Source organism: Jatrophihabitans endophyticus (assembly GCF_900129455.1).
GTDB classification, from domain to species: domain Bacteria; phylum Actinomycetota; class Actinomycetes; order Mycobacteriales; family Jatrophihabitantaceae; genus Jatrophihabitans; species Jatrophihabitans endophyticus.
On the sequence record NZ_FQVU01000001.1, the window covers coordinates 1057319 to 1082651 of the forward strand.

Annotated in this window: 22 protein-coding genes; 9 read left to right on the forward strand and 13 right to left on the reverse strand. The window is 73.7% G+C overall.

Annotated features, from left to right (window positions below; genetic code table 11):
• Window positions 1–25: 25 nt before the first annotated feature.
• The 8 genes from BUE29_RS04965 to ku form a co-directional block, all read right to left on the reverse strand.
• Window positions 26–3391 (reverse strand): ATP-dependent helicase, encoded by a 3366-nt coding sequence (locus tag BUE29_RS04965; protein WP_234971353.1) that lies wholly within the window; start codon window positions 3389–3391, stop codon window positions 26–28.
• Window positions 3388–6489, reverse strand: a complete 3102-nt coding sequence (locus BUE29_RS04970; protein ID WP_073387148.1) for an ATP-dependent helicase — start codon at window positions 6487–6489, stop codon at window positions 3388–3390. The genes BUE29_RS04965 and BUE29_RS04970 overlap by 4 nt, the downstream gene beginning before the upstream one ends.
• A gap of 79 nt (window positions 6490–6568) precedes the next feature.
• A complete protein-coding gene (locus tag BUE29_RS04975) occupies window positions 6569–6871 on the reverse strand; it encodes an MGMT family protein (protein ID WP_073386510.1) in 303 nt (100 codons plus the stop codon).
• Between the two features lie 7 nt (window positions 6872–6878).
• Complete coding sequence (moeZ, locus tag BUE29_RS04980) at window positions 6879–8039, reverse strand: adenylyltransferase/sulfurtransferase MoeZ (RefSeq protein WP_073386511.1); 1161 nt, start codon at window positions 8037–8039, stop codon at window positions 6879–6881.
• Window positions 8040–8124: 85 nt separating this feature from the next.
• A complete protein-coding gene (locus BUE29_RS04985) occupies window positions 8125–9180 on the reverse strand; it encodes a DUF3152 domain-containing protein (RefSeq protein ID WP_073386512.1) in 1056 nt (351 codons plus the stop codon).
• Between the two features lie 91 nt (window positions 9181–9271).
• Window positions 9272–10279, reverse strand: a complete 1008-nt coding sequence (locus BUE29_RS04990; protein WP_084180692.1) for an alpha/beta fold hydrolase — start codon at window positions 10277–10279, stop codon at window positions 9272–9274.
• A gap of 5 nt (window positions 10280–10284) precedes the next feature.
• Entirely contained in the window at window positions 10285–10476 is a 192-nt protein-coding gene (locus BUE29_RS22345; protein WP_073386513.1) for a hypothetical protein, read from the reverse strand.
• Window positions 10477–10524: 48 nt separating this feature from the next.
• Window positions 10525–11490 carry a non-homologous end joining protein Ku gene (ku, locus tag BUE29_RS05000; protein WP_073386514.1) on the reverse strand — a complete coding sequence of 322 codons (966 nt, stop codon included), beginning with the start codon at window positions 11488–11490 and terminating at the stop codon, window positions 10525–10527.
• Window positions 11491–11618: 128 nt separating this feature from the next.
• Between ku and BUE29_RS05005 the strand changes: the two genes are divergently transcribed.
• On the forward strand, window positions 11619–12443 hold the full coding sequence (locus BUE29_RS05005; protein ID WP_073386515.1) for an alpha/beta fold hydrolase: 825 nt from the start codon (window positions 11619–11621) through the stop codon (window positions 12441–12443).
• Window positions 12444–12461: 18 nt separating this feature from the next.
• Here BUE29_RS05005 and BUE29_RS05010 read toward each other — a convergent pair whose 3' ends face one another.
• From BUE29_RS05010 to BUE29_RS05020, 3 genes are all read right to left on the reverse strand, one after another.
• On the reverse strand, window positions 12462–13724 hold the full coding sequence (locus BUE29_RS05010; protein WP_073386516.1) for an HNH endonuclease signature motif containing protein: 1263 nt from the start codon (window positions 13722–13724) through the stop codon (window positions 12462–12464).
• A 63-nt stretch (window positions 13725–13787) separates the two neighbouring features.
• Entirely contained in the window at window positions 13788–14303 is a 516-nt protein-coding gene (locus BUE29_RS05015; RefSeq protein ID WP_073386540.1) for a putative immunity protein, read from the reverse strand.
• Between the two features lie 44 nt (window positions 14304–14347).
• Window positions 14348–15553 carry a glucose-1-phosphate adenylyltransferase family protein gene (locus tag BUE29_RS05020; protein ID WP_073386543.1) on the reverse strand — a complete coding sequence of 402 codons (1206 nt, stop codon included), beginning with the start codon at window positions 15551–15553 and terminating at the stop codon, window positions 14348–14350.
• A gap of 92 nt (window positions 15554–15645) precedes the next feature.
• On the opposite strand from BUE29_RS05020, the gene ligD (BUE29_RS05025) reads away from it, so the two are divergent.
• The 4 genes from ligD (BUE29_RS05025) to BUE29_RS05040 all read left to right on the forward strand — a co-directional run bounded on the left by ligD (BUE29_RS05025) (window position 15646) and on the right by BUE29_RS05040 (window position 18475).
• Window positions 15646–16572, forward strand: coding sequence for a non-homologous end-joining DNA ligase (ligD, locus tag BUE29_RS05025; RefSeq protein ID WP_084180694.1), 927 nt, complete (start codon window positions 15646–15648; stop codon window positions 16570–16572).
• Window positions 16565–17500, forward strand: a complete 936-nt coding sequence (gene ligD, locus BUE29_RS05030; protein ID WP_073386546.1) for a non-homologous end-joining DNA ligase — start codon at window positions 16565–16567, stop codon at window positions 17498–17500. The genes ligD (BUE29_RS05025) and ligD (BUE29_RS05030) overlap by 8 nt, the downstream gene beginning before the upstream one ends.
• A 10-nt stretch (window positions 17501–17510) precedes the next feature.
• Window positions 17511–18140, forward strand: coding sequence for a TetR/AcrR family transcriptional regulator (locus BUE29_RS05035; RefSeq protein ID WP_073386548.1), 630 nt, complete (start codon window positions 17511–17513; stop codon window positions 18138–18140).
• 107 nt (window positions 18141–18247) lie between these two features.
• Window positions 18248–18475: a DUF3107 domain-containing protein gene (locus tag BUE29_RS05040; RefSeq protein WP_073386551.1), complete on the forward strand. Its 228-nt coding sequence runs from the start codon at window positions 18248–18250 to the stop codon at window positions 18473–18475.
• A gap of 58 nt (window positions 18476–18533) precedes the next feature.
• Here the strand turns inward: BUE29_RS05040 and BUE29_RS05045 are convergent, their stop codons facing one another.
• Window positions 18534–19292, reverse strand: a complete 759-nt coding sequence (locus BUE29_RS05045) for a DeoR/GlpR family DNA-binding transcription regulator (RefSeq protein ID WP_073386554.1) — start codon at window positions 19290–19292, stop codon at window positions 18534–18536.
• A gap of 74 nt (window positions 19293–19366) precedes the next feature.
• On the opposite strand from BUE29_RS05045, the gene BUE29_RS05050 reads away from it, so the two are divergent.
• Window positions 19367–20614 (forward strand): MFS transporter, encoded by a 1248-nt coding sequence (locus BUE29_RS05050; protein ID WP_234971354.1) that lies wholly within the window; start codon window positions 19367–19369, stop codon window positions 20612–20614.
• Window positions 20615–20621: 7 nt separating this feature from the next.
• Here the strand turns inward: BUE29_RS05050 and BUE29_RS05055 are convergent, their stop codons facing one another.
• Window positions 20622–21275, reverse strand: a complete 654-nt coding sequence (locus tag BUE29_RS05055) for a ferritin-like fold-containing protein (RefSeq protein WP_073386556.1) — start codon at window positions 21273–21275, stop codon at window positions 20622–20624.
• A gap of 166 nt (window positions 21276–21441) precedes the next feature.
• On the opposite strand from BUE29_RS05055, the gene BUE29_RS05060 reads away from it, so the two are divergent.
• Genes BUE29_RS05060 through BUE29_RS05070 form a run of 3 tightly spaced genes read left to right on the forward strand, consistent with a single transcriptional unit; the run spans window position 21442 to window position 25331 of the window.
• Window positions 21442–23199 carry a DEAD/DEAH box helicase gene (locus BUE29_RS05060; RefSeq protein ID WP_073386559.1) on the forward strand — a complete coding sequence of 586 codons (1758 nt, stop codon included), beginning with the start codon at window positions 21442–21444 and terminating at the stop codon, window positions 23197–23199.
• 3 nt (window positions 23200–23202) lie between these two features.
• Window positions 23203–24510 (forward strand): outer membrane protein assembly factor BamB family protein, encoded by a 1308-nt coding sequence (locus BUE29_RS05065; RefSeq protein ID WP_073386562.1) that lies wholly within the window; start codon window positions 23203–23205, stop codon window positions 24508–24510.
• The gene (locus BUE29_RS05070; protein WP_084180696.1) at window positions 24510–25331 is read left to right on the forward strand and encodes an alpha/beta fold hydrolase; all 822 of its coding nucleotides are present in this window, start codon (window positions 24510–24512) and stop codon (window positions 25329–25331) included. The genes BUE29_RS05065 and BUE29_RS05070 overlap by 1 nt, the downstream gene beginning before the upstream one ends.
• Window positions 25332–25333: the final 2 nt, after the last annotated feature.

The window sequence follows — 25333 nt, forward strand, 5'->3', positions numbered from 1 at the left end:
CGATCCGGCCACGCCTCGCGTCGCGTCACGCCCCTCGCAGCAGCGCCCGCAAACCGTCGGCGTCCAGCAGCGCGGACGGTTCGACGGTGACGTCGTCGCGCACGTAGTGGAAGGCCGCGCGCACCCGAGCGATCTCGTCGTCGGGAATGCCGCGCAGCCGCGCCCAGGCGAGCCGGTACGCGGCGAGCTGCACGGCGGCCGCCGCGGCAGCCGCTCCGCTCGGACGGTGACCGGTCTTCCAGTCGACCACGATCCACGAGCCGGGCCCGTCGGCCGCCGGGTCGTCCGCCGGGTCGTCGGAGCGGAAGACCGCGTCCATCCGACCGCGCACGACGCAACCGTCGAGCGCCATCTCGAAGGGCACCTCGACGTGCGCGGGCGTGCGGTCGGCCCACCGACTGGCCTCGAAGCGATCGCGCAGCTCGACGAAGTCGGTGTCGTCGCTGCCCTCGTCGGCCGCGCCGGGCAGCTCGTCGATGTCGAGCAGGCTCTGGTGGTCCCAACGCTGCTCCAGCCAGGTGTGGAACGCCGTGCCCCGCCGGGCCAGCGGCGCCGGCGGGCGCGGCAACGGGCGGTGCAGGCGACGGGCGAGGTCGTCGGGATCGGCGCGCAGCTCCACCAGCTGCGACACCGATAACTGCTCGGGCAGCGCGACGTCGACCGTCCCGCCACGGGCGAGCGCGGCCCGTTCGCGCAGTAACCGGTCGACGTCCTCGTGCCACTCGGCCGCGACCCCGTCCGGGTGCGCGGCGACGGCCAGTTCGCCGCGACGCGCCGCGTCGACCAGTCCCGCGCCCGCGGCGACCGACGCCCGGCGCCCCGCGCCGCGGTCACCGGGGTAGGGGCCGAGGGGGTCCAGCGGCCACTGCGAGGTACGCGGCTCGGCGATCAGCGGGTTCACCGCCGCGGGGTCGGCCTCGAACCAGCCGTCGACCTCGGCGAGCGGGCGAAGCTCCTGCACGAACGCCGACGGCACCCGCTCGCCCTGGGTCGCGTCCCAGGCGTAGGTGGCGGCGAGCAGCACGTGCCGCGCCCGCGTGAACGCGACGTAGGCCAGCCGCCGCTCCTCGAGCGCATGCCGTTCACGCAGCCCGTGGTGGTGCTCATCGACGAGATCGCGGACGTCCTTGCGGGTCTCGGCGGTGCGCAGCTCCAGCGGGGGCAGGTCCCGCCGGTCGCCCCGCAACGGGATCGGGAGCTCCTGACGGGTCTTGGTCCAGTCGATGGCGCGTGGCTCGGCCGGGAAGATCGAATCGGCGAGACCGGGGACGGCGACGACGTCCCACTCGAGGCCCTTCGCCCCGTGGACGGTGAGCACCTGCACCCGCTCGGACTCGACCACGACCTCACCGGCCGCCAGCCCGTGCTCCTCCTCCTCGGCCGCGGCGAGATAGGCGAGGAACGCGGTCAGGGTGACCTCGTCGGCCTCGTTCGCGAAGTCGGCCGCCTCGTCGAGCAGCCGGTCGAGGTGCGCACGCAGGACCTGGCGCCGGTCGGGCCGCGCCGCGACCTCGACGTCGACGCCGATGGTGCGTTCGACGTCGGCGACGAGATCGGGCAGCGGGCCGGCGACGCGGGCCCGCAGCCGGCGCAGCTCCTCGGCGAGGGCGGTGAGGCGGCGGTGTCCCTCGGCCGAGTAGGCGTCGGCCGGGCCGAGATCGTCCAGGGCCTCGACGATGCCGACCGGTTCGAGCTGCGGCACCGGGGGCACGTCGTCGTCGGGCACGTCGTCGGACGAATCGTCGGGCACGGCGCCGAACAGGTCGCCCTGCACGGCCGCTGCCCGCGTGCCGGGATCCGGGCGGCTCAACAGCCGCGCCCGACGGTTGAGGGCGGCGAGGTCGCGAGGACCGATGCGCCAGCGCGCACCGGTGAGCAGGCGGGCGAGCGCGGTGCCCGCGTCGTGGTGGACCAGCACCCGCAGCGTGGCGACGACGTCGGCGACCTCGGGTGTGGTGAGCAGCCCGCCGAGACCCACGATCTCGACCGGCAGCCCCGCCGACTGCACCGCGTCGGCCAGCAGCGGGATCTGCGAACGGCGCCGCACCAGCACGGCCGCGGTGCGCCCACCGGCGGGCATCGCGTCCCACGTCTCGCGCAACCGGGTCGCGACCCAGGTCGCCTCGTCCTCGACGGTCTCGGTGCGGGTGACCGCGACGGTGCCCGCACCGGCGTGCCCGGCGGCCCGGAGCTCGACCGACACCGCCGCGCCCAGCGTGCGCAAGGGCCCGGCGACGGCGTTCGCGGCGTCGAGGACGGCCCGGTCGTTGCGAAAGCTCGTGGCGAGGTGGAAGACGTGGGCGGGCTCGCCGTCGCGTTGCGGGAAGGCGGCCGGGAAGGCGTGCATGGTGCCCGAGCTGGCGCCGCGCCAGCCGTAGATCGACTGGAACGGGTCGCCGACCGCAGTGACCGGATGCCCGTCGCCGAACAGCGCACGCAACGTCTCGACCTGCGCGTGACCGGTGTCCTGGTACTCGTCGAGCAGCACGGCACGGTAGCGGCCACGTTCTGACTGCTGTACCTCGGGCAACCGGGCGACCGCGGCGGCGACGGTCATCTGATCGGCGAAGTCGACGGCCGGCAGCGCCGCCTTGGCCGCGGCGAAGGCGCGCAGCAGCGGGACCAGGGCCTGCCGGTGCCGCAGCGCGGACACCAGCCCGGCGGTCGAGCCCGGGTACTGCGAGGTGATGCGCGGGCCGGGCGGCAAGGTGTCGAACCAGGCCACGGTGTCGGCGCAGAACCGCTCCACCTCGTCGGCCGACGTGAGGTGGTCGGCCAACTGGCCGGCGAGCGAGAGCACGTACTGCGGCACGCTGGACGGGGCGCCGATGTCGTCGGGCAGGGATGCGTGCCGCCGCGACACGGTGTCGGCCAGCTGCCAGGCGACGGCCGGCGAGATCAATCGGGCTCCCGGTTCGGCACCGAGGCGCACCGCGTATTCGGTGACCAGCCGGCCGGCGTACGCGGCGTAGGTGAGCACGGTGGGCTCGCCGGCGAGGAGCGCCGCCAGGTGCTCGCGCAGCGCCGGGTCCGCCGACGGTGACGCGCCGACCTCGCGCTCGACCACGCGGCGCCACTGGGCGAGGCGCTGTCGGATGCGCTTGCTCAGCTCGGCGGCGGCCTTGCGGGTGAAGGTGAGGCCCAGCACGGCGTCGGGTGCCACCACTCGGTTGGCGATCAGCCACACCACACGCGCGGCCATGGTCTCGGTCTTGCCCGAACCCGCCCCGGCGACCACGACCGCGGGGTCGAGCCCCGACTCGATCACCGCGGCCTGCTCCGGCGTCGGCGGGTGCGGCAGGCCGAGCAGCCGGCTGAGCTCGACGGCGTCGATCGCGGTGTCGAGCCCGGTGTCGAGCCCGGCCTCCGGCCCGGTGTGTGTCGCCGTCACGTCGTCACCTGCCGGCCGGTGCGCAGCGGGCAGCACTTCTGCAGATCGCAGTTGCCGCAGTAGCTGTTGACCCGCGCGGTGAACTCGGCGCCCCGAAGCCGCGCCGCGACGTGGGCGACCTGCTCCTCGATCCACGCCGGGTCGTCGGCGGCGGCCAGCGGGCCCTGCCACTGCTCGGGGTCCCTGCCGCTCGCCGCCAGCTGCACCAGCAGGGCGCCGCCGGCCGCTTCGTCGGTGCCGAAGCCGCCGCGCTCGACGGCGAGCTGGTAGGCGGCGAGCTGCGGGTGCTGCGGGAGGTCGCCCTTCTTCACCGCGGTCTTGCCGGTCTTGAGGTCGACGACCACCAGCCGGCCCTCGGCGTCGCGTTCGACCCGATCGACCCGCCCCGAGAGCAGCGCGTCGCCGACCTCGACCTGGAACGGCGTCTCGACGCCGACGAGCTGCAGCCGGTCGCGGCTCGCGCGCAGCCAGGTGACGAGCCGGACGAGGATGCGCCCCGCGCGCGCGCGCTCGTTGTCGGCGAACCAGGCGGCGCCGAAGTCGAGCTGGCCCCAGCGCTCGTCGACCATGGCGGCCAGGTGCTCGAGCGAGGCGTCGGGCGGCGCCTCGGCGGCGACCTCGTGGACCAGCGTGCCGAGCGAGGCCGAGACCTGCTGGCCGTCGCTCGCGCCGACGTCCTGCAGCAGGGTGCGCAGCTCGCAGCGCAGGAACGAGTCGATGCGCGAGGGGCTCACCGGCACCGGCGCGGCCGGATCGGCGACCGGACCGTCGTCGGAGAGCGGGAGCAGGCCCCACCAGTCGGCCGGATCGGCACCGCGTACACCGGCGTCGGCGAGCCGGGCGAGCTCGGCGGCGGCCGCAGTCCGCTCGTCGCCCGGCGCGGCGTCGTCGCAGACGACGGCGCGCAGGTAGGCGACGAGCCCCGCCAGGTGCACCGGACGCTGCGCGTGGGCCAGCGGGCGTTCGCCCTCGACCGGGTCGAGCTCGTCGAGGAAGCGGGAGGGCTGCTCGTCCTCGCCGCGGACGGCGGTGACCGACAGCTGCGAGCGGGCCCGGGTCACCGCGACGTAGAACAGCCGACGCTCCTCGGCCAACCGCGCGGCGGTGCCCGGGTCACCGCCGACATCGCGCCCGGCCACCACGTCGACGAGGTGCTCGACCCCGAGCAGCGAGCCACGCACCCGCAGGTCGGGCCAGCGTCCCTCCTGCACGCCGGCGACGCAGACGAGTTCCCACTCCAACCCCTTGGCCGCGTGCGCGGTGAGGATCGACACCGCGTCGTGCTCGGCGGTGCGCCCGCCGAAGCCGTCGCCCGGGAGCTGCTGGGCGCCGACGTGGGCGACGAACTCGCGCACGCCGGCCCGCGGCAACCGGTCGGTGAAGCGGGCGGCGGCGTCGAAGAGGGCCACCACGGTGTCGAGGTCGCGGTCGGCGGCGGCGCCCGCCGCGCCGCCCTCGGCACTGCGGGCGGACCAGCGGCGGGCCAGGCCGGTGGTGTCCCACACCGCCCACAGGACGTCCTCGACGCTCGCTTCCGCACGCAGCGCCGTGATACCGGCGGCGAGCGCGGCGTGCACGCGCTGGACCGGCCAGCGCACCCGGTCGGGCAGCAGCCGCAGCTCGCGCGCGTCGAGCAGGGCCGGCGCGAGCGCCGGCACCTGCCCGGGTGCGCCGAGCTGGGCGAGCGCGCGCCGCAGGCGCTGCAGCACCACCACGTCGGCCCGGCCGACGGGGCCGAGCAGCAACCGCTCGGCGGTGTCGTCGTCGACGCGGGCGGGGTCGAGGGCACATCCCAACAGCTCGAGCAGCACCGCGACGGCGGGCTGCTCGGCGAGCGGCAGGTCGTCGTCGCGCACGGTGACCGGCACGCCCGCGGTGACCATCGCCCGCCGCAGCGTGGCGAGCACCCCCGACGTCGATCGCACGAGGACCGCCATGCGCGACCACGGCAGGCCGTCGAGGTGCGCTCGCCGCAGCACGCCCGCGATGTGGTTGGCCTCGGCGCTGGCGGAGGAGAAGAGCTGCACGTCGATGCGCTCGGGCGCGGCGCCGGCCGGACGCGCCGCCGCCACCAGCGCCCGCTGTTCGCCCCGGCCCGGCAGCCGGGCGGCCACGCGGCGGCTCGCGGCGACCAGCACGGGGCCCGACCGGCGACACATGCGCAGCGCCACGGTCGGCACCGTGCCACCCCGGCCGAAGCGCTCGTCCACGTCGCGGACGGCCGACTCGTCGGCGCCGCGGAACGCGTAGATGGACTGGTCGGGATCACCGACGAGGACGAGCTCGTCGCTGCCGTCGGCGAGCAGGGCGAGCAGCTCGGCCTGCGCGGGGTCGGTGTCCTGGTACTCGTCGACGAAGATCCGGCGCCGCCGCGCCCGCTCGGCGGCGAGCAGGTCGGGATCGGCGCGCAGCGCGTTGGCGGCGGAGCGGATCAGCTCGGCCGGGTCGTAGGCGCCGGGCTTGGCCAGCGAGGTGACGTTCTCGTACTCGGTGAGGAACTCCCCCGCCGCGACCCAGTCGGGCCGGCGTCGGCGCCGCCCCAGCTCGGCGAGATCGACCCCGAGCAGGCCGCGTTCGACGGCCCGCATGAGCAGGTCGCGCACCTCGCCGGCGAACGCCGTCGTCGACAGCGCCGGGCGCAGCGGCTCGGGCCACGACTCGGCCGCGCGGCCGGCCAGGAGCTCGCGCACGATGACGTCCTGCTCGGCGCCGGACAGCAGCCGCGGCGGCGGCAGCGGGTCGTCGCCGCCGCCGGTGCGCCGGTTGGCGATGCGCAGCACGCCGAAGGCGTAGGAGTGCAGGGTGCGGGCGACCGGTTCGCGCACGGTGCGCCCGAGCCGGGCGGCGACGCGGTCGCGCAGCTCGCCGGCGGCCCGACGGCTGAAGGTGAGCATGAGCAGCTGCTCGACGGGCACGCCCGCGGCGGCCCGGGCGGCGACGGTCTCGACCAGGGTCGTGCTCTTGCCGGTGCCGGGGCCGGCGAGAACGAGCAGTGGACCGCCCGGGTGCTCGAGCACCGCGCGCTGGGCGTCGTCGAGCACCGGCGGCACCACGGCCGGCCGGGCCGGGCGCACCAGGCGGTAGGCGGGATCGTCCACGCCGCCCATCAGAGCATGCGGCGCCGACAGTTTCCGGTCAGCCCTCGACCGACCGGACCGCGGCCCGCCCGGGGCATCGTCACCGGGAACGGCCGTCCCACCGGAAGGTCACGAGGTCGACGCGCTCGCCGCGGAAGAGCACGCCCTCGGCGAGCAGCCGCTGCCGCTGCTCGGTGTACAGATGCTCGGCCAGCGAGCCGTCGGCGCGCACCACGCGGTGCCACGGCACGCTGCCGTCGTCGGTCGCCAGCACCCGCCCCACCGAGCGGGGTGAGCGGATGCCCGCGTACTCGGCGACGTCGCCGTAGGTCATGACCCGCCCGGCCGGGACAGCTTCGACGCACGCGAGCACGCGCGCGGCGAAGTCTCCCGGCTCGGGCACGTCGGCGTCAGTAGACCGGCAGCGACTTGTCGACCTGGTTGGCCCACGCGGTCACGCCGCCCTGCACGTGGACGGCGTCGGAGAATCCGGCCGCCTTGACGGCGGCGAGGGTCTCGGCCGAGCGGACACCCGTCTTGCAGTACATGACGATCTGCCGGTCGTGCGGGAGCGAGGAAAGCGCGTTTCCGCGCAAAATCTCGTCCTTCGGGATCAGCGTGGCGCCGGGGATCTTCACGATCTCCCACTCCGCGGGCTCGCGGACGTCGACGAGGTAGGTCGGCTTGTCGGAGTCGAGGAGCTCCTTGAGCTCGGCTGCGGTGATCGTCGCGCCGGACGCCGCCTGCTGTGCGGCCTCGGAGACCACGCCGCAGAACGCCTCGTAGTCGATCAGCTCGGTGATCTCGTAGCCGTTGGGGTCCTTGCGGATCTTGAGCTCGCGCCAGCTCGCCTCGAGCGCGTCGAAGACCAGCAGGCGGCCGAGCAGCGTCTCACCGATGCCGGTGATGAGCTTGATGGCCTCGTTGACCATGGCCGACCCGATGGAGGCGCAGATGACGCCGAGCACGCCGCCCTCGGCGCAGCTCGGCACCATGCCGGGCGGCGGCGGATCCGGGTAGAGGTCGCGGTAGTTCGGGCCGTGCTCGTCCCAGAAGACGCTGACCTGGCCGTCGAAGCGGTAGATCGAGCCCCACACGTAGGGCTTGCCGAGGATGACGCACGCGTCGTTCACCATGTACCGCGTCGCGAAGTTGTCCGTGCCGTCGACGATCAGGTCGTACTGGCCGAAGATCTCGAGCACGTTGTCGTTGTCGAGTCGCTCGTTGTGCACGTTCACGGTGACGTACGGGTTGACCTCGCGCACCGACTCCGCGGCGGACTCCGCCTTCGGGCGGCCGATGTCGCTCTGACCGTGGATGACCTGACGCTGCAGGTTCGACTCGTCGACGACGTCGAACTCGACGATTCCCAGCGTGCCGACACCGGCGGCGGCGAGGTAGAGCAGGGCCGGCGAGCCCAGGCCGCCCGCGCCCACACACAGCACCTTGGCGTTCTTCAGGCGCTTCTGGCCGTCCATCGCGACGTCCGGGATGATCAGGTGACGGCTGTACCGACGGACCTCGTCGACGGTCAGCTCGTCGGCGGGCTCCACGAGCGGCGGCAAAGACACGGCTCTTCCTCACGTCGACTGCAGGGTGTTCGCTCGGGTCAACGACCCGACCCCCTCCAGCATTCCAGAAGGGCCAGGAGGCGAGTCAGTCCCCGCGGCCGTACTCGTTGTTCTCGGCGGTGTCGACCTGCTCGGAGCCCGGGGCACCCTTGGCGCCGGTGGGGTAGGGCCACGGATTGGCCGCGCACAGCTTCCCGGTGGCGGTGCCGCCCTTGGTCGCCCGCAGCCCGAAGGTCTGCTGCATCATCACCGGCGCGAGACCGCCGGGGAGGCACTCGTGGGCGTGGTTGTGGCCGAGCGCGTGCCCGTTCTCGTGGTTGATCATGTACACGCGGTAGGCGTCGAGGTCACCGAGGTAGGCCGGCGCGCCGCGCACCCAGCGCGAGATGTTGAAGAAGACCCGATTTGCGCTCAACCCCGGCACCTTCCCGGCGCCCTGGAAGCACGACGTCTCGACGGGGATGTCGTAACCGCAGTACTTCCGCACCGTCATCGCCGAGGTGAGGGTCACGTGAAAGTCGTTCGCCCCCTGCGCGATGCCCTTCCAGGACGACACCCGCTGGACGGCGACGCCGTGACCGGCCCAGCTGCGCGGATCGGACATCGTCTTGTCGACCAGGCTCTCGAACTGGTCCAGGTCGACGCCGGACACCCCGCCCTCGACGTCGATGCTGTAGCGGTACAGCGTGCCGCGCCCCACCTTGGCCATCGAGCCGGGCAGGACGCGGAACGAGCCGTTGCCCTTCTTGGTGTACGCCGCGCCGGCCGGCAGCTGGGCGGCCTTGAGCACGTCGTTGGAGATCTGTCCCTTGTCGTCGCCCTTGAGCGGGATGTGCGAGGACGCCGTGGGCGGCGTCTGCTGCCGGGGCGTGAACGGCGCCTGCTTCTCGGCCGCCGGCGTCTGCCCGCCGCCCGAGGACGACGTCGATGTGGTGAGCAGCGCGGCGACCGTGAGCAGGAACAGGATCGGCAGGGCGTACGCCCGCCAGCCGTAGCGCCGCACGAACAGCCGCAGCCGGTCACCGAGCGGCACGGCCCGTCCCTGCTGCGGTGCCGCGCCGTAGGACGCCCGCGCGTTGCGGACGTGGGCGCGGGCCACCGCGACGTCGTCGGGGCGGTCGTCGGGACGCCCGGCGGTCATCGTCGCCGTCCGTCCCCGATCGTCGTGCGGTCGTGACACCCGTCCAGGGTGGCACAGGCTCGCCCGAATCCGGGGAGGACAGCCCGCGCTCTCAGGACCCCGCCGCCCGGTCGGCGGGACCGTCGTCGACCGCGGTGTCGTCGAGGAAGGCGAGCACGGCGCGCGCGGTCGGCCCCGGGGCCTCCATCATCGGGGTGTGACCGATGTCGTCCATCTCGAGCAGTCGCGAGTTCGGGACGGCGGCAGCGACGTACGGCGCGAGGTCGGGTGCGACGAGCCGGTCGCGGTCGCCCCACACCACGAGCGTGGGCGCGGCGACGCGGCGCATGGTGCGCCACCCGGCGCGTCCCCCCAGCAGCTGTGACTTGGCGAGGCTGCGCATCGAGCGCAGCACGGCGGCCTCGGCCCACGGCGAGGTGCCGCGCTCGGTGACCTCGTCGACGAGCTCGCGCATGCGCGCCGCCGGGAACCGTGACCGGTCGGCGAAGCACAGCGCGATCGTGCCCTTCGCCCGCACCTCGGGTGCGTAGCGGGAGTTGAACAGCCGGGTGACGAGCTCGCCCAGCACGGGCACGAACACCAGCGCGAAGCGCGGGTTGGCCCGCAGCGGGTAGATGCGCAGCCGGTTGTCCGGGACGGCCGGGGCGAGCAGCGTGAGCGTGCGGACGAGATCGGGCCGCTGCGCGGCGACGAGGATGCTGACGGCGCCGCCCATCGAGTTGCCGACGAGGTGCACCGGCCCGCGGCCAGACTGCTCCAGGTAGCGCACCACCGTGTCGGCGTGCAGCTGCGGCGAGTAGCGGCCACGTGGTGCGGGACCGGACAGCCCGTGGCCGGGAAGGTCGAGCGCCTCGATCGCGAGCCGGCCGCGCAGGGCCCCGGCGAAGTCGGTCCAGTTCAACGCGGAGCCGGCGAGGCCGTGCACGAACAGGGCCGGTTCGGCGTCGGCGGAGGTGGCAGGGGTCGTCCGGAGGTGCACCCGGATGTCCCCGACCTCGACGTGGGTGCCGGGCCAGGGGCCGTCGACGTCCTCGGACGAGATCAGGCCGGCGTCGGCGAAGCGGGCGACGGGGACGGTGCGCGCGGGCGGCTTGGGCACGGGCGCTACCGACGACCCGAGTTGCGGCCGGCCTTGAACGCGCCCCAGCCCAGGGTGGCGACGACCAGCACCACGCCGACCACGAACAGGACGAACAGGCCCTTGATCAGCAGCCCGAGGACGGCGAGGACGAGCCACGCCACCAGCAGCACGAGCACGACGGTGAGCAGCGGGCTTCGCTGCGAGTTACCGGCCACGCCGTTCAGCGTCGCACACCGCACCGTCCGCGCCGAGGCGGCCGGGATTCACGCGGTCTTGCGCGCCGCCTTCTTCGCGGCCTTCTTCGCCGGCTTCGCCGTCTTCGCCGCGGCGGCCTTCTTGGCCGGCGCCTTCTTGGCGGCCTTCTTCGCGGCCTTCTTCGCCGGCGCCTTCGTCGCAGCCCGCGTCGCCGGGGCGTCGTCGGCCGACGAGCCGGAGGCGGACGCCGTCTCGCCGCGGCCCTTCTTCGCCGCGTCGACGGAGGCCCGCAGCGCCGACATCAGATCGACGACATTGCCGCTGGAGGGCTGCTGCTCCTCGGGTTCGACGACCTCACGGCCCTCGGCCTTGGCCTCGATGACGGCCTCGAGGGCGGCGCGGTAGTCGTCGGTGTACTGATCGGGCTGGAAGTCCCCGGCCATGCTCTCGACGAGCGAGCGGGCCATCTGCTGCTCCTGGGGGCGCAGGTCGATGTCCTCGTCGAGGAAGCCGAAGTCGGCGGCGCGCACCTCGTCGGGCCAGATCATGGTGTTGAGCACGATCACGTCGTCGCGGACCCGCAGGGTCGCGAGCTGCTCGCGGTTGCGGATCGCGACCTTCACGATCGCCACCATCTCGCTCTCGTCCAGGGCTTCGCGCAGCAGGACGTAGGGCTTGACCGCGCTGTTCTCGGGCTCGAGGTAGTAGCTCTTGGCGTAGTAGATGGGGTCGATCTGCTCAGCGGGCACGAACTGCAGGACGTCGACGACGCGCGCGCTCGGCAGCGGCAGGTCGGCGAAGTCCTCGTCGGTCAGCACCACGACCTCGCCGCTGGGCAGCTGGTAGCCCTTCGCGATGTCGGAGTACGAGACCTCCTCGCCGTCGGACTCGGCCACGCGCTTGTAGCGGATGCGGGCGCCGTCCTCGCGCCGCACCTGGTTGAAGCTGACCGACTTCTCCTCCGTCGCCGAGTACAGCTTCACGCCGATGCTGACCAGGCCGAAGGAGACGCTGCCCTTCCAGATGGACCTCATTCCTAGAGTCTGGCGGGACGGCCGACACCGCGCCAGCAGGCAGCCGCCGTCACAACCGGGACAAACGCCGCGAGTCGCTCCGACCGCGCAGCGGCTCGCATCCACCCGGGGTTTGACACCATGTCGTGGTGATCCTGGACCGGCGCTTCGACTGGCTGGGCCGGCAGATCGCCTGGACACGGCGGGGTTCGGGCCCACCGCTGGTCTTCTGCCACGGCACTCCCTGGTCCTCGCGGTTGTGGGCGCCGTTCGCGGCGGCCCTGGCGGACGAGTTCACCGTCTACCTCTGGGACATGCCCGGTTACGGGGCGTCGTCGAAGCGCGCCGACCACGACGTCGACCTGAGTGTGCAGGGTGCGGCGTTCACGGCCCTGCTCGAGCACTGTGACCTCGACCGCCCGCACGTGGTCGCTCACGACTACGGCGGTGCGGTGTCGCTACGCACCCATCTGCTCGACGACGTCGCCTACGCATCGCTGTGTCTCGTCGACGTCGTCGCCCTCCGGCCCTGGGGATCACCGTTCTTCACCCTGGTCAAGGACAACGCGAACGTCTTCGCGCAGCTGCCTGCGGCGGTTCATCGTGGGGCGTTGGAGGCGTACATCTCGGGCGCGAGCCATCGTGGCCTCCGACCCGAGGACCTGGCCATGCTCACCGCGCCGTGGTGCGACGACGAGGGCCAGGCGGCGTTCTACCGCCAGATCGCCCAGGCCGACGAACGTCTCACCGCCGAACTCGAACCCCTGCTTCCCGGACTGACCACCCCCACACACATCATCTGGGGCGAGAACGACACGTGGATCCCTGCCGACCGGGCCCACCGGCTGCACGAGGCCATCCCGACGAGCACGCTCGCGCTGGTGGCGGAGGCCGGCCACCTGATACAGCTCGACCAGCCCGTCGCCCTCGCGACACAGCTCCGACACTGGCTCACCCACGCGACCCGCGCGTGACGACCGACGGTCTGGTGGTCAGCCGGGCCGGGTGCGAGCGTTGGTCCGGGGTCGTCGGTGGGGGTCGAGCCAGGGTGGGGGGATCCAGGCGGGTCGGCCGTCTCTCATGACGGATCGCCAGCCTTGTTTCGCGTGACTCCGGTGGTGGTGGCCGCAGACCAGGGCGCCGTTGGCGATGGTGGTCCGGCCGCCGTTCGCATGGTCGACCACGTGGTGGGCTTGGGTCCAGGCGGGCGGGGTGTCGCAGCCGGGGAAGGTGCAGCCGCCGTCGCGGGCGATCATGGCGAGGCGCTGGGTCTCGGTGAACAGTCTCCGGGTGTCGGTGTGGCCGGTGACCGCGCCGTGCTCGTCGAGGTCGACGCTCATCACGCGGGTGTCGCCGCCGGCGATGCGGATGGCTTCGCGGGTGGGGAGGATGGCGCCGTGGCCGGTCACGGCGACGGCGTCACCGCTGGACCAGTTGGCCGCGGTGGTGGTGAGCAGGACGGTGGTGCTGATCCCGGCCACCGACGGGAGTAGTTCGGCGCGTTGGAGTAGGTCGAGGGCGTCGAGCAGGCCGTCGTGGCGACGCTGCCCCGCCGTGCGGAGGTCCCTGGTTCCGTCCGCAGCCGGTCTCGGCGCGGCCAACGCATCGAGGACCGTGAGCAGGCGTTCGGCCAGCTCGGCGGTCGCCTCCCCGCTGATGCTGGCGGACCCGTCCGGGCGTTGCCGGATCGTCAGGTCCCGGTGCCGCTCGCGGTAGGCGACGTCGGCCAGGGCGCCGTCCTGATCCAGCAGCGTCGTCACCCGCAGCGCCAGCGTGCCGAGTTGGTGCGGATCGAACTGCGTCGCGTACTCGACCAGCTCGGCCTCGACGCGGGCGCCGTGCTCGACCTGCACCACGTCGGGCAGCCGCTGCACCGCCGCCACGACCACCGCCGCGTGCCGCGGCGAGATCGACCCCGCCGCCTGCGCCGCCGCGACCCGCGGGAACGGCGCCGGCACCACCTCATTGGTCATCGTGGTCACCGGCGCCGCCGCCGACGCCACAGCCACCCGGGCGACCGCCTCCCGCGGATGCACCCGCAACAGAGCCCGCACGAACCCCGCCGGGTTCCGCGCCCCGTGCGTGAACGGCAACCCCCGCCGCTCCTCCTCCGCGACAAAGCGATGCTCCACCGCCGCCAACCGGTTCCGCAGCCGCTCCACCTCCCGCCAGGCGTCCAACAACGAAGACTCGTCCCACGACGACAGCTCGGCAGTCAGCAGCGCATCCGCCGCGTCGCCGATCATCGTGGTCATGCGTTCGATTATAGACGCTCGGGGCATGTCGGACAAGGCTTCCGACGACACCGCAACGCGTTGTCACCCGTCGAACGCCCACCAGCAGAGGTGATTGCGCAAGCGCTGGTCGTCTAGGACGAGGTCGCGCACCTCGACCGGCAACCGGCGCTGTTGCCAGCGGCACTCCGCTCGCCCGGCGGCGACGGCGTCGGCGGCGGGCGCGGCCGCGCGGACGGCCTTGATGGCGTACGCGGCCGCGCCGAGGTCGTGGTCCGCGACGTGCGTGACCGCGGCAGCCTGGCCGGCGGCGTACGCGGCGAAGCGAGGCGCACCCCGCAGGTCGCGGGCCGCTCCCATCGCGTGACCACCCGCGGCCCGCGCCTGCATCATCGGAATCTCGTCGGCCACCCAGCGGCGGGCGGCGGCAATCGCACCGCGCGGGCGGGGGTCGTCGGGCCGCGCGAGTTCGAAGAGCGCGAGCACGTGTTCCGCGCACGTCGCGGCCCACAGCGCCAGCCGATGGTGGTCGGCGTCGGTGAGCGCCCCACCGCGACGGATCGTGATCAACCGGGGATCGCGGACCTCGGACAGGATCATCGTTCGCCTCCCACGTGCCGACGCGTCAACTGTCGACGATGGCGCTAGTCGTGGTCCTCCGCCGGGTACCGCGCGCCCGCCTCGATGCGCTCGCCCGGCGGCACGGACACGAAGTCGCCCAGCAGCGCGATGCCGTCGTCCCCGCCGACGATCGCGCCCCGGCCGATCTCGACGGAGTCATCGACGACGCTGCGGCGGACATGCGCGCCGGCGCGGACGACGACGCCGGGCAGCAGCACGCTGTCCTCGACGTGCGCGCCCTCCTCGACGACGACGCCGGGCGACAGCACACTGCGCGTGACGGTTCCGGCGACCCGCGCGGACGCCCCGACCAGGCTGCCCGACGCCGTGCCGGAGTCGGCGAACCATGCCGGCGAGCGGTGGCCACCCTGCGTGCGGATCACCCACTGCTCGTCGTCCAGGTCGATGGGCGGCTGTGCGGCGATGAAGTCCATGTTGCTCGCCCAGTAGGCCTCGATCGTCCCTACGTCGCGCCAGTACTCGCGGTGCCGGTGCTGGCGCACGACCCCCTCGTCGACGAGAGCGGGCAGCAGGGCGTCGCCGAGGTCGCCCAACCCCTCCTCGTCCGGGTCCGTCGCCTCGTCGGCCAGCCGCTCGAGCAACGACAGCACGTGATCTGGTTCGAAGACGAACACCTCGTTGGACACGAGGTCGGACTTCGGCTCGTCCGGCTTGTAGGCGTAGTCGCTCACCCGGGCGCCGTCGACCTCGTCGTCTCCCTCGATTTGGACCACGCCGTAACGGCTCGCGTCGCCCCGATCGACCCGCGTCGTCACCATCGTCATCACCGCGTCGGACTCGCGATGCCCGCGCACGACATCGGCGTAGTCCAGGCGGTAGACGGCATCGGCGCTGACGATCACGACCGTGCGGGGTTCGACGTCGCGGATCAGCTGGGCGTTGCGCCACAGCCCGTCCGCCGTCCCCTGCGTGAAGCCACCGCGGCCCGACCCCTGGTACGGCGGCAGGACGAGCAGGCCGCCGGTCGTCCGGTCGAGGTCCCACGGCCGGCCGTTGGCCAGATGGTCGTTGAGCGACGCGGGCTGGTACTGCTGCAGCACCCACACGTCGGCGATGTTGCTGTGCAGGCAGTTGGAGAGCGGGAAGTCGATCAGCCGGTACGAGCCGGCGAACGGGACGGCGGGCTTCGCGCGATTGGCGGTGAGCAGGTCGAGGCGTGACCCCTTCCCGCCGGCGAGCACCAGGACGAGCACGTCGGGTCGAGGCATGATCAGGCTCCTACCCGCCGGGCGAGCACGGCACACCGGCCCGGGGCGGCGCACAGCGTTGTCATCGGCTCGCACGCCGCTACGGTCGAGCAATGGAACCGATGCTCGCCACGACCGTGACGGCACTGCCGTCCGGGCCGGGGTGGGCCTACGAGTTCAAGTGGGACGGCGTGCGGGCGCTGCTCGACGTCACCGACGACCGGATCCGCATCCGCAGCCGGGCCGGCAACGACGTCACCGACGGGTATCCGGAGCTCGTGACCCAGGCCCGGGGCATCGACGACGCGCTGCTCGACGGCGAGATCGTCGCCTTCGACGACGGCCGCCCGTCCTTCGGTCGGCTGCAGCTGCGCATGCACGTGCGCGGCAGCACCGAGCTGCGCCGGCTCGTCGAGCAGGTACCGGTCACCTACGTCGCCTTCGACGTCCTGCGCCGCTTCGGCGTGGACCTCACCGCACGCCCGTACGAGGAGCGGCGCGCGACGCTGGAACGCTTCGCCGAGGAGCACCCGGGCTGGACGGTCAGCCCGTCCTTCGACGACGGCGGCGCGACCGAGCAGGTCGCACGCAGCCACGGCCTCGAGGGCGTCGTCGCCAAGCGGCTCGGCTCGCCCTACCGGGCCGGTCGCCGCCACGACGACTGGCGCAAGCTGCGCTTCCTGCGCAGCGGCGAGTTCGTGGTGCTCGGGTGGGACGCCGCGCGCGAGCACCCGAGGACCCCGTCGGCGCTGGTGCTCGGCATGGCGACCGACACCGGGTGGCGCTACGCCGGTCGTGTCGGCAGCGGGCTGTCCGCTCGGGTGGTCGCCGCGCTGCACGAGCGCCTCGTCGACCGCGCGACGCCCCCGCTGGCGGGCCTCCCGGCACCGCAGCGCGGCCGGGTGCCGCACTGGGTCGAGCCGACGGTGGTGGTCGACGTCGGCTTCAGCATGTGGACGTCCGACGGTGTGCTCCGCCAGCCCGTGTTCCGCGGGATACGCAGCGACAAACGACCCGAGGAGGCGCACGGGGATGCCTGACAAGGGCGAGAAGGTGACCGTCGAGGTCGACGGTCACCGGCTGACGCTGTCGAACCTGGGCAAGGTGCTCTACCCCGAGGCGGGCTTCGCCAAGGGCGAGGTCATCGACTACTACTCGCGCATCGCGCCCGTCCTGCTCCCCCACCTCGCCGACCGCGCGCTGACCGTGAAGCGCTACCCGAACGGTGTCGACGACACGTTCTTCTTCGAGAAGAACGCGTCCCGCTCGACGCCGTCGTGGGTGCGGACAATCAATCTGCCCGCACCCGGTTCCACGAAGAACCGCGAGACGATCGACTACATCGTGGTCGAAGAGCTCCCGACGCTCGTCTTCCTCGCCAACCTCGCCGCGCTCGAGCTCCACGTGCCGCAGTGGCGCATCCCCCGGCGCGCGCGCACACCGCGTACCGATCTCGTCGTCTTCGACCTCGACCCCGGGCCGCCGGCCACGATCGTCGAGTGCTGCGAGGTCGCCCTGCTGCTGCGCGATCTGCTCGTCGAGGACGGCATGACGCCGCTGGCCAAGACGTCCGGGTCGAAGGGCATGCAGGTGAGCGTCCCCGTCGAGGTCGACGACCCGGCCCACACGTCGGACTACGCCCACGCGATCGCGCGCCGACTGGAGCGCGCGCGCCCCGATCTCGTCGTCTCGCGGATGCTGAAGTCGCTGCGTCCCGAGAAGATCCTGGTCGACTGGAGCCAGAACAACCCGGCGAAGACGACGGTCGCGCCGTACTCGTTGCGGGCCCGCCCGCAGCCGACGGTCTCCACGCCGCTCACGTGGGACGAGGTCGAGGCCGGCCAGCACCTGTCGTTCACCGCGCACGAGGTCCTGGCCCGCGTCGACGAGCACGGCGACCTGTTCGCCCCCGTCCTGGCCGACGGCAACCGGGTCCGCATCACCGGGGCCATGCTCGCCGACCGGTAGGCTCGCCGCCATGGCCAGCGTCGCGCAGTCCGAGGTGGGCCGCGGCGCCCGCTTACCGCGGTCGGCGCGCCGCAAGCAGCTGCTCGCTGCCGCACAGGCCGTCTTCGTCGCGAACGGGTACCACGCCGCGGCGATGGACGACATCGCCGAGCGGGCCGGTGTCTCCAAACCGGTGCTCTACCAGCACTTCCCGGGCAAGCGCGAGCTCTACCTCGCCCTGCTCGACACGCAGGCCGCGGCGCTCGCGGACGCCGTCGTCCAGGCCCTCGCGACCACCGACGACAACCAGCAGCGCATCCACGCCGTGCTCTCCGCGTACTTCTCCTTCGTCGACCGTGACGACCACGACGGCGCGTTCCGGCTCATCTTCGAGAGCGACCTGGTGAACGACCCCGAGGTGCGGAACAAGGTCGAGTCGGTCACCGAGCGGACGATGACCGCGGTGGCCGACACGGTCGCCGCCGACACCGGCCTGGGCCGTCCGGAGGCCGAGCTGCTGGCCACCGCGCTCACCGGCTCGGCCCAGGTCGTGGCCCGCTGGTGGCTCGCCAGCGACCGTCCCGTGTCGCAGGACGACGCGATCGCCCTGCTGGAGTCGCTGCTGTGGCGGGGCATCTCGAACTTCCCCCGGCAGGGCTGACCGCCGCACGGGGGCCGTTCGCCGACAGCGCAGCGGGCGGCGCGGCGGACGACGCCGTCCTCGGCTAGCGTTGACGGCACATCGCAAGGACGAGCTGGAGGATCGGCGTGGAGGTCAAGATCGGCGTGCTGCACACGGCCCGCGAGGTCGTCGTGGAGAGCGCGCAGTCGCCCGACGAGGTCGAGCAGGCCGTCGCCGAGGCACTGAAGAGCACCGACGGCCAGCTCGTGCTGACCGAGGAGAAGGGGCGCAAGGTCATCGTGCCGGCGCACCTGATCGCCTACATCGACATCGCGCAGGCCGACACCCGTCGCGTCGGCTTCGTCACGGGGTGACAGCCCTGATTAGCGCTCTCGTGCGCTAATCAGGCGGCCGCGCCCGCTCTGGCGGGTGTCACACCGTGCGGACGGCGACGCCGGCGGCACCGAACTGCGCCAGCACGTCGGGGTCGGCGTCGTCGTCGACGACGAGGGTGTCCAGGGCCGTCGCGGGCGCGACGTGAGCAAGCGCGACCCGGTCGAGCTTCGCCGCCTCGGTCGCGGCGACCACTCGCCGCGACGCGGTGATGGCCGCGCGCTTGACGGCGGCGTCGGCGAGGTCGTACGCGGTGAGGCCGTCCCCCGGCGTGAGGCCGCAGCAGCCGAGCACGGCGGTGTCGAAGCGCAGTGACCCGATCGCGGCCTGCGCCAGCGGACCGGTGAGGGCGAGCTCGCCGCGACGCGGTTGACCGCCCGGCACGAGCAGCGTGACCTCGGCGGCGTCGGCGAGCGCGTTCACCGCGTGCAGGGACAGCGGCATCACCGTCACCCGCCGGCCCACGAGCGCACGCGCGACCTCCAGGCAGGTGGTGCCGCTGTCGAGCAGCACGGACTCGCCGTCGGCGATCAGCGCTGCGATCTCGGCCGCGATGCGTCGCTTGGCCTCGACCCCGTCGTGCCGGCGCAGACCGAAGGGCGGTTCCTCGCCGCGCAGGAGCAGGCTGCGGGCACCCCCGCGGTACCGCGCGAGGACGCCCTGCGCGGCCAGCACGTCGAGGTCGCGACGGACCGTCATCTCCGACGTCCCCGTCAGGGCGGCCAGCTGCGCCACCGACGCCTCACCGGCGCGCAGCACGGCGTCGGCGATCGCGCGGTGCCGGATTGCGTCGCTCACGCGCCACAGTGAAGCCTGCATCTGTTCGGAAGGCAAGTTCTCGCACACGTTTCATGTTCGTTATCGTGTCGATCGTGACCCGATCCGCGGCCCCGACCCGTTCCGTCGCCGCGCCGCTGCGGCGTGCCCGTGCGGCGACGTTCGGCTACTTCGGCCTCAACGGCTTCCTGCTCGGCGTGTGGGTCGTGCACATCCCGACCATCGAGCGCCGCGCCGGCATCTCCCACGCCACCCTCGGCTGGCTGCTGCTGCTGCTCGGACTCGGCGCGTTCGCCGGCATGCACATCGTCGGGCCGCTCGCCGACCGGCTCGGCGCGCGCCGGGTCGTGCCGGTCAGCGCCGTCCTGTGCAGCGTCGCACTCGCCGGTCCCGGCCTGGCCACGAACGGCTGGACGCTCGGCCTCGCGCTGCTCGTGCTCGGCTTCGGCAACGGGTGCCTGGACGTCAGCATGAACACGCACGCCGTCCAGGTCGAGGCCGGGTACGCGCGCCCGGTCATGTCGGCCTTCCACGCGGTCTTCTCCGTCGGCGGGTTCGCGGCGGCGCTGGTCGGCGCGCGCACGCTCGCGTGGGAGCTCTCGCCCCGCGTCACGCTGTCGATCGTCGCGGCCATCGGCGCCGTCCTCGCCCTGCTGGCCGTCGGCGCGCTGCTCCCGGCACGTCCGAGCGCATCGCCCGCCGACGTCACCGCAGCCGGAGCCGACGACGCCGACAGCTCGTCGGCCCCTGCGCACGCAGCGACACGGCGGCGCATCCGGGTGCTGGCCGCCGTCGCGTTCATGCTCATGCTGAGCGAGGGCGTCGCGAACGACTGGAGCACGATCGCCGCACGTGACGGCCTGGGTGTCTCACCCGCGACGGCCGCGTTGGCCTACGGCGCCTTCGCGGGCGCGATGACCGTCGGCCGGTTCGTCGCCGATCGGGTGGCGGCCCGTGCCGGAGCGGTGGCGATCCTGCGATGGGGTGCCGCGGTGGCCGCGGTGGCACTCGCGATCGTCGTCCTCTCCCCCTCGATCGCGGTCACCATCGTCGGCTGGGCGCTGTTCGGCCTGGGGCTGTCCGGCACGGTCCCGCAGCTGTTCAGCGCCGCGGGGCACGCCGACCCGGCCACCGCCGGGGCCAACGTCTCCCGCGTCGCCGGGCTCGGCTACCTCGGCATGCTGGCCGGGCCGGCTGTCATCGGACCCCTGACGCACCTCGTCGAGATCCGCCACGCGTTCGTGCTGCCGCTGCTGCTGTGCGCGATCGCCGCCGCCGCGGCGCCCGCGGTCGACGCCCGGCGCGCCACGGCGGCCGGGGAGCCGCACCCGGTGGCGCCGTGACGCGCGATCAGCTGCTCAGGCCGAGCGCGGTCATCCGTTCCTCGTGGCGGTCGGTCAGTCGCGAGATGAGCGTCGCCACCCCCGCGAGGTCTCCGCTGCCCTCGACGAGCAGCAGCATCAAGGAGTCGCGGTCGGCCAGCACGTGCTGCGCCTGGCTGATCGCCTCGCCGACGAGCCGCCGAGCCCACAGTGCAAGCCGTCCCGACACCGCCGGCCGCTCCGCGACCGCCGCCTTGACCTCACGCACGGCGAACGCGGCGCGCTCCCCCTCGGCGAGCACGTCGCGGATGAGGTCCGCGGTGTCGCGGTCGGCGGCGTCGACGAAGGCGGCGACCTCGCGGTAGAAGTCGGCCGCGATGCCGTCGCCGACGTAGGCCTTGACGACGCCCTCCAGCCACGTCGAGGGCTCGGTCAGCGAGTGGTACGTCTCCAGCGCCGCGGTGAACGGGTCCATGGCCGCGGCCGGGTCCGCCCCGAGTGCGACCAGGCGGTCGGCGAGCAGTCGGTAGTGGCCGAACTCGACGGCGGCCATCGCCGACATCTCCGCCCGACCGGCGAGATCGGGTGCCATCCGGGCGTCGTCGGCGAGCCGGTCGAAGGCGCTGAGCTCGCCGTAGGCGAGCACGCCCAGCAGGTCGACGACGGCGTCGGGAGAAGGCACGTCGGCAGGCTAACGCGCCGTACGCCTAGACTGGGGGCGCAGTACTCATGATTCTGCGCGTTGACCGCAGCACCATCTCGGGCTCGCCTCCCTTCCGGCATCGGCCGAACGGGTCGTAGGCGCACCACGAACCCCCACGGTCGGCGCACCCGAGACAAGGATGCGAATGACCGAAGAACTCTCGGCCGCCGAGGCCGACCACCGTACCGACCTGCCCGCCGAGGCCGTCACCCCCGAGGACGCCGCACCGCTCGCCGCCCGCGCCCCGGTCGACGCCCAGAGCCCGGCGTTCAGCGACTTCGACATCCACCCCGAGATCGTGCGGGCTCTCGCCGACGTCGGCATCACGCGCACCTTCGCGATCCAGGAGCTCACGCTGCCGATCGCGCTGGCCGGCAACGACCTCATCGGGCAGGCCCGCACCGGCTCGGGCAAGACGCTCGGTTTCGGCGTCCCGCTGCTCAACCGCATCGACCTGCCCGGCGGCCCCGGCGCGCTGCCGCAGGCCCTCGTGGTGGCGCCGACCCGCGAGCTCGCCGTCCAGGTGTCCGCCGACCTCGCCGAGGCCGGCAAGCACGTCGGCGCGCGCGTCCTGACCATCTACGGCGGCCGCGCGTACGAACCGCAGATCGAGGCCCTGAAGAAGGGTGTCGACGTCGTCGTCGGCACGCCGGGCCGGCTGCTCGACCTCGCCCAGCAGGGCCACCTGACGCTGTCCAGCGCCCGCATCCTCGTCCTGGACGAGGCCGACGAGATGCTCGACCTCGGCTTCCTGCCCGACATCGAGAAGCTGCTGGCGATGGTGCCCGCCGGCCGGCAGACGATGCTGTTCTCGGCCACCATGCCGGGGCCGATCGTCGCGCTCGCGCGGCAGTTCCTCATCCAGCCGATCCAGATCCGGGCCGAGCAGGACACCCAGACGCCGAGCACCTCGCACGTCGACCAGTTCGTCTACCGCGCCCACGCCATGGACAAGGCCGAGATGCTCGCGCGGGTCCTGCAGGCGCGCGAACGCGGTCTGGCGCTGATCTTCACCCGCACGAAGCGCACCGCGCAGAAGGTGGCCGACGACCTCGAGGACCGCGGCTTCGCCGCCGCGGCCATCCACGGCGACCTCGGCCAGGGCGCCCGCGAGCAGGCGCTGCGCGCGTTCCGCTCCGGCAAGGTCGACACCCTGGTCGCGACCGACGTCGCCGCCCGCGGCCTGGACGTCGACGGCATCTCGCACGTCGTGAACTACCAGGCCCCCGAGGACGCGATGACGTACGTGCACCGCATCGGGCGGACGGCACGCGCGGGCAAGAAGGGCAGCTCGGTCACCTTCGTCGACTGGGACGACATCCCGCGGTGGAAGCTCATCTGCGACACGCTCGAGCTGCCCTTCCACGAGCCGGTCGAGACCTATTCGACGTCGCCGCACCTCTACCTCGAGCTCGACATCCCCGAGGGCGCCTCGGGCACGCTGCCGCGGGCGGCGCGCACCCGGGCGGGCCTGGACGCCGAGGAGATCGAGGATCTCGGCGGCCGCGACGCGTCGCGCCGCAGCGCCGGCGACGGGCGACGGCCGGGCTCGCGCGAGCGGGGCAGCCGTCCCGAGCGCGGTGAGCGGACCGAGCGCGGCGAACGCCCCGCCCGCAACCGCAGCCGGCGCCGCACCCGTGCGGGGCAGCCGGTGGAGGGCGGCGCGGCGGCGCCGGACGCGCAGTCCGCGCCGGACGCGTCCGCGTCGTCCGCACCGTCCGCGTCGTCGAACTCGGCCACCGCGTCGAGCGGGACCGACGCCGGTGGCGGCGAGGCGGGCACCGCGCCGCGGCGACGCCGTCGCCGCGGCGGACGCGGCCGAGGCGGTGCGGCGGGAGCAGCCGGCGCGGCCGAGGGCGCCGGCCCGGCGCCGAGCGGCGACGACAGCGCGTCCACCGACTGACCCGTGACGACCGACGCGTCAGCGCCGGCCGACCGGGACTCGGCCGAGCGGTCCGAGCAGGCCCTCGGCCGGTACCGGGCCGAGCTGCGGCGCCGGCGGGGCTGGTACGCGGCCGTCGTCGGCCTCGTCGTCGTCGTCGCGGTGGTCGTCGTGGCCGTCGCCTGGAGCCACGGCGAGGTCGCGAACACCACGCTGCACACGGCCGACCGGCCGCTGCCGTCGGTCGCCCCCGCACCCACGAACGGCGACCTGCGCGCCCGGTGGCAGACGTCGGACTCCGTCGCCCTGGGCGACCCGCAGGACGGCGGCGTCGTCGTCACCTACGGGCGGCACAGCGCGCGGGGCCGCAACGCCCTCACCGGTGCGGTGGTGTGGTCCTACACCCGCTCCGACCGCACGGTCTGCTCGGTGCTGCAGTCCGGCGGGGTGAGCGTCGTCGCGCTGCGCGGCTCGTCCGGATGCGACCAGGTCACCGCGCTCGAGACGGCCACCGGCACCCGCTCCTGGACCCGCACCCTCGACGAGGACGCCGCACTGTTCCAGGGGCCGGCCTCCCTGCGGATCTACAACGACCAGCTCGTGCTCACGTCCCGCACGTCGATCTACGTCGTGTCCGTCAACACCGGTGTCGACTACTGGGTCTTCGACCGCCCCGGCTGCACGATCGGGTCGGCGGTGCTCGGCGGCTCCGGCGCGCTCATCGCCATGCGGTGCGACGCCCCGTCCTGTACGGGTCAGAAGTTCTGCCGCGCCGGGCCGCAGCTGGTCCTGCGCCCCCTCAACAATCCGGGCGGCGTGAGCGACGCCGACAAGGACAAGAACCCGGACTTCCTCACCTGGTCGGTCCCGAACACCCAGGGCTGGCTGCCGGTCACCGGTGGGCAGGCCGTCACCGTCGTGGAGCCGACCGCGCAACCACGGCTGCGCGTCCTCGATCCGAAGACCGGCGCGGCCACCGGCTCGCTGCCGCTCCGACCGCCGTCGGGTGACGCCGCCGCGGTGGTCGCGCAGGGCAGCGACACCTTCCACCTGCTGTGGTACCGCGGTACCGCCTACGCCCTGCGCAGCGGGTCGGCCTTCGCGTGGACGCGCGTCGCGGCGTCCCGCCCGACGCTGACCCCGTCCGCGTCGGGCGGCGGCGGACGCATCCTGGCGCCGGACGGCGACCGCGGCGTCCTCGAACTCGCCGCCGGTTCCGGGCGCACCACGCACCGCTACGCGTTACCACGCTCGGCGGCGGGCGCGCGGGTGCTGCCCGTCGGCGCCGGCCTGCTCGTCGCGGGCCCGACGAGCGCGACCTACTACCGCTGATGGCCACCCAGCTCGACGCGGGACAGGCCGTGCGGGGCGAGCTCGTCGCCGACGGTGCCCGGCTCGCCACGCTGTGCTCCGGCGACACGACGGCACCCCCGGTCCTGCTCGTGCCCGGCTACACCGGCAGCAAGGAGGACTTCGCGCCGCTGCTCGACCCGCTCGCCGACGCGGGCCTGCGTGCGGTCGCGATCGACCTGCCCGGGCAGTTCGAGTCGCCGGGCCTGCCGCCGGGCTCCGCGTACGGCGTCGCCGACCTCGCCGCGGTCGTGCGCGCGGCCGGCGCCGCCCTCGGTCCGCGCGTGCGGTTGCTCGGCCACTCGTTCGGCGGCCTGGTCTGCCGGGCCGCGACGATCGCCGCACCGCAGCAGGTGGAGTCGCTCGTGCTGCTGTCGTCCGGCCCGGCCGAACTCGGCGGCGCGCGCCGCGCCCTGATCGAACTGCTCGAGCCGGTGCTCGCCGAGGGCGGGCTGCCCGGCGTGTACGCGGCACTGCAGTCGGTGTCGGCCGTCGAGCCGGGCACCCCGCCGGAGCTCCTGACCTTCCTCGAGCGCCGCTTCGTCACCGGCGACCCCGCCATGCTCTCGGGCATGGGTTCGGCGTTGCGCGCCGAGCCCGACCGCGTCGCCGAGCTCGCGGCCACCGGCGTGCCCGTGCTCGTCGTCCACGGGGCGGACGACGACGCCTGGCCGCCGGCTGCGCAGCAGGACATGGCGCGGCGGCTCGGCGCGCGGTACGAGGTCGTGCCCGGTGCCGCCCACTCGGCCGCCGTCGAGAACCCGACCGCGCTGCTGCGGCACCTCACGGACTTCTGGCGCTGACG

What these genes read in the sequence shown, in the direction of transcription:
- BUE29_RS05015 (WP_073386540.1), bottom strand. Translation starts at nt 14,303, where the DNA reads ATGATCCTGTCCGAGGTCCGCGATCCCCGGTTGATCACGATCCGTCGC.
- BUE29_RS05010 (WP_073386516.1), bottom strand. Translation starts at nt 13,724, where the DNA reads ATGACCACGATGATCGGCGACGCGGCGGATGCGCTGCTGACTGCCGAG.
- BUE29_RS05035 (WP_073386548.1), top strand. Translation starts at nt 17,511, where the DNA reads ATGGCCAGCGTCGCGCAGTCCGAGGTGGGCCGCGGCGCCCGCTTACCG.
- BUE29_RS05020 (WP_073386543.1), bottom strand. Translation starts at nt 15,553, where the DNA reads ATGCCTCGACCCGACGTGCTCGTCCTGGTGCTCGCCGGCGGGAAGGGG.
- BUE29_RS04985 (WP_073386512.1), bottom strand. Translation starts at nt 9,180, where the DNA reads ATGACCGCCGGGCGTCCCGACGACCGCCCCGACGACGTCGCGGTGGCC.
- ligD (WP_084180694.1), top strand. Translation starts at nt 15,646, where the DNA reads ATGGAACCGATGCTCGCCACGACCGTGACGGCACTGCCGTCCGGGCCG.
- ku (WP_073386514.1), bottom strand. Translation starts at nt 11,490, where the DNA reads ATGAGGTCCATCTGGAAGGGCAGCGTCTCCTTCGGCCTGGTCAGCATC.
- ligD (WP_073386546.1), top strand. Translation starts at nt 16,565, where the DNA reads ATGCCTGACAAGGGCGAGAAGGTGACCGTCGAGGTCGACGGTCACCGG.
- BUE29_RS05070 (WP_084180696.1), top strand. Translation starts at nt 24,510, where the DNA reads ATGGCCACCCAGCTCGACGCGGGACAGGCCGTGCGGGGCGAGCTCGTC.
- BUE29_RS05060 (WP_073386559.1), top strand. Translation starts at nt 21,442, where the DNA reads ATGACCGAAGAACTCTCGGCCGCCGAGGCCGACCACCGTACCGACCTG.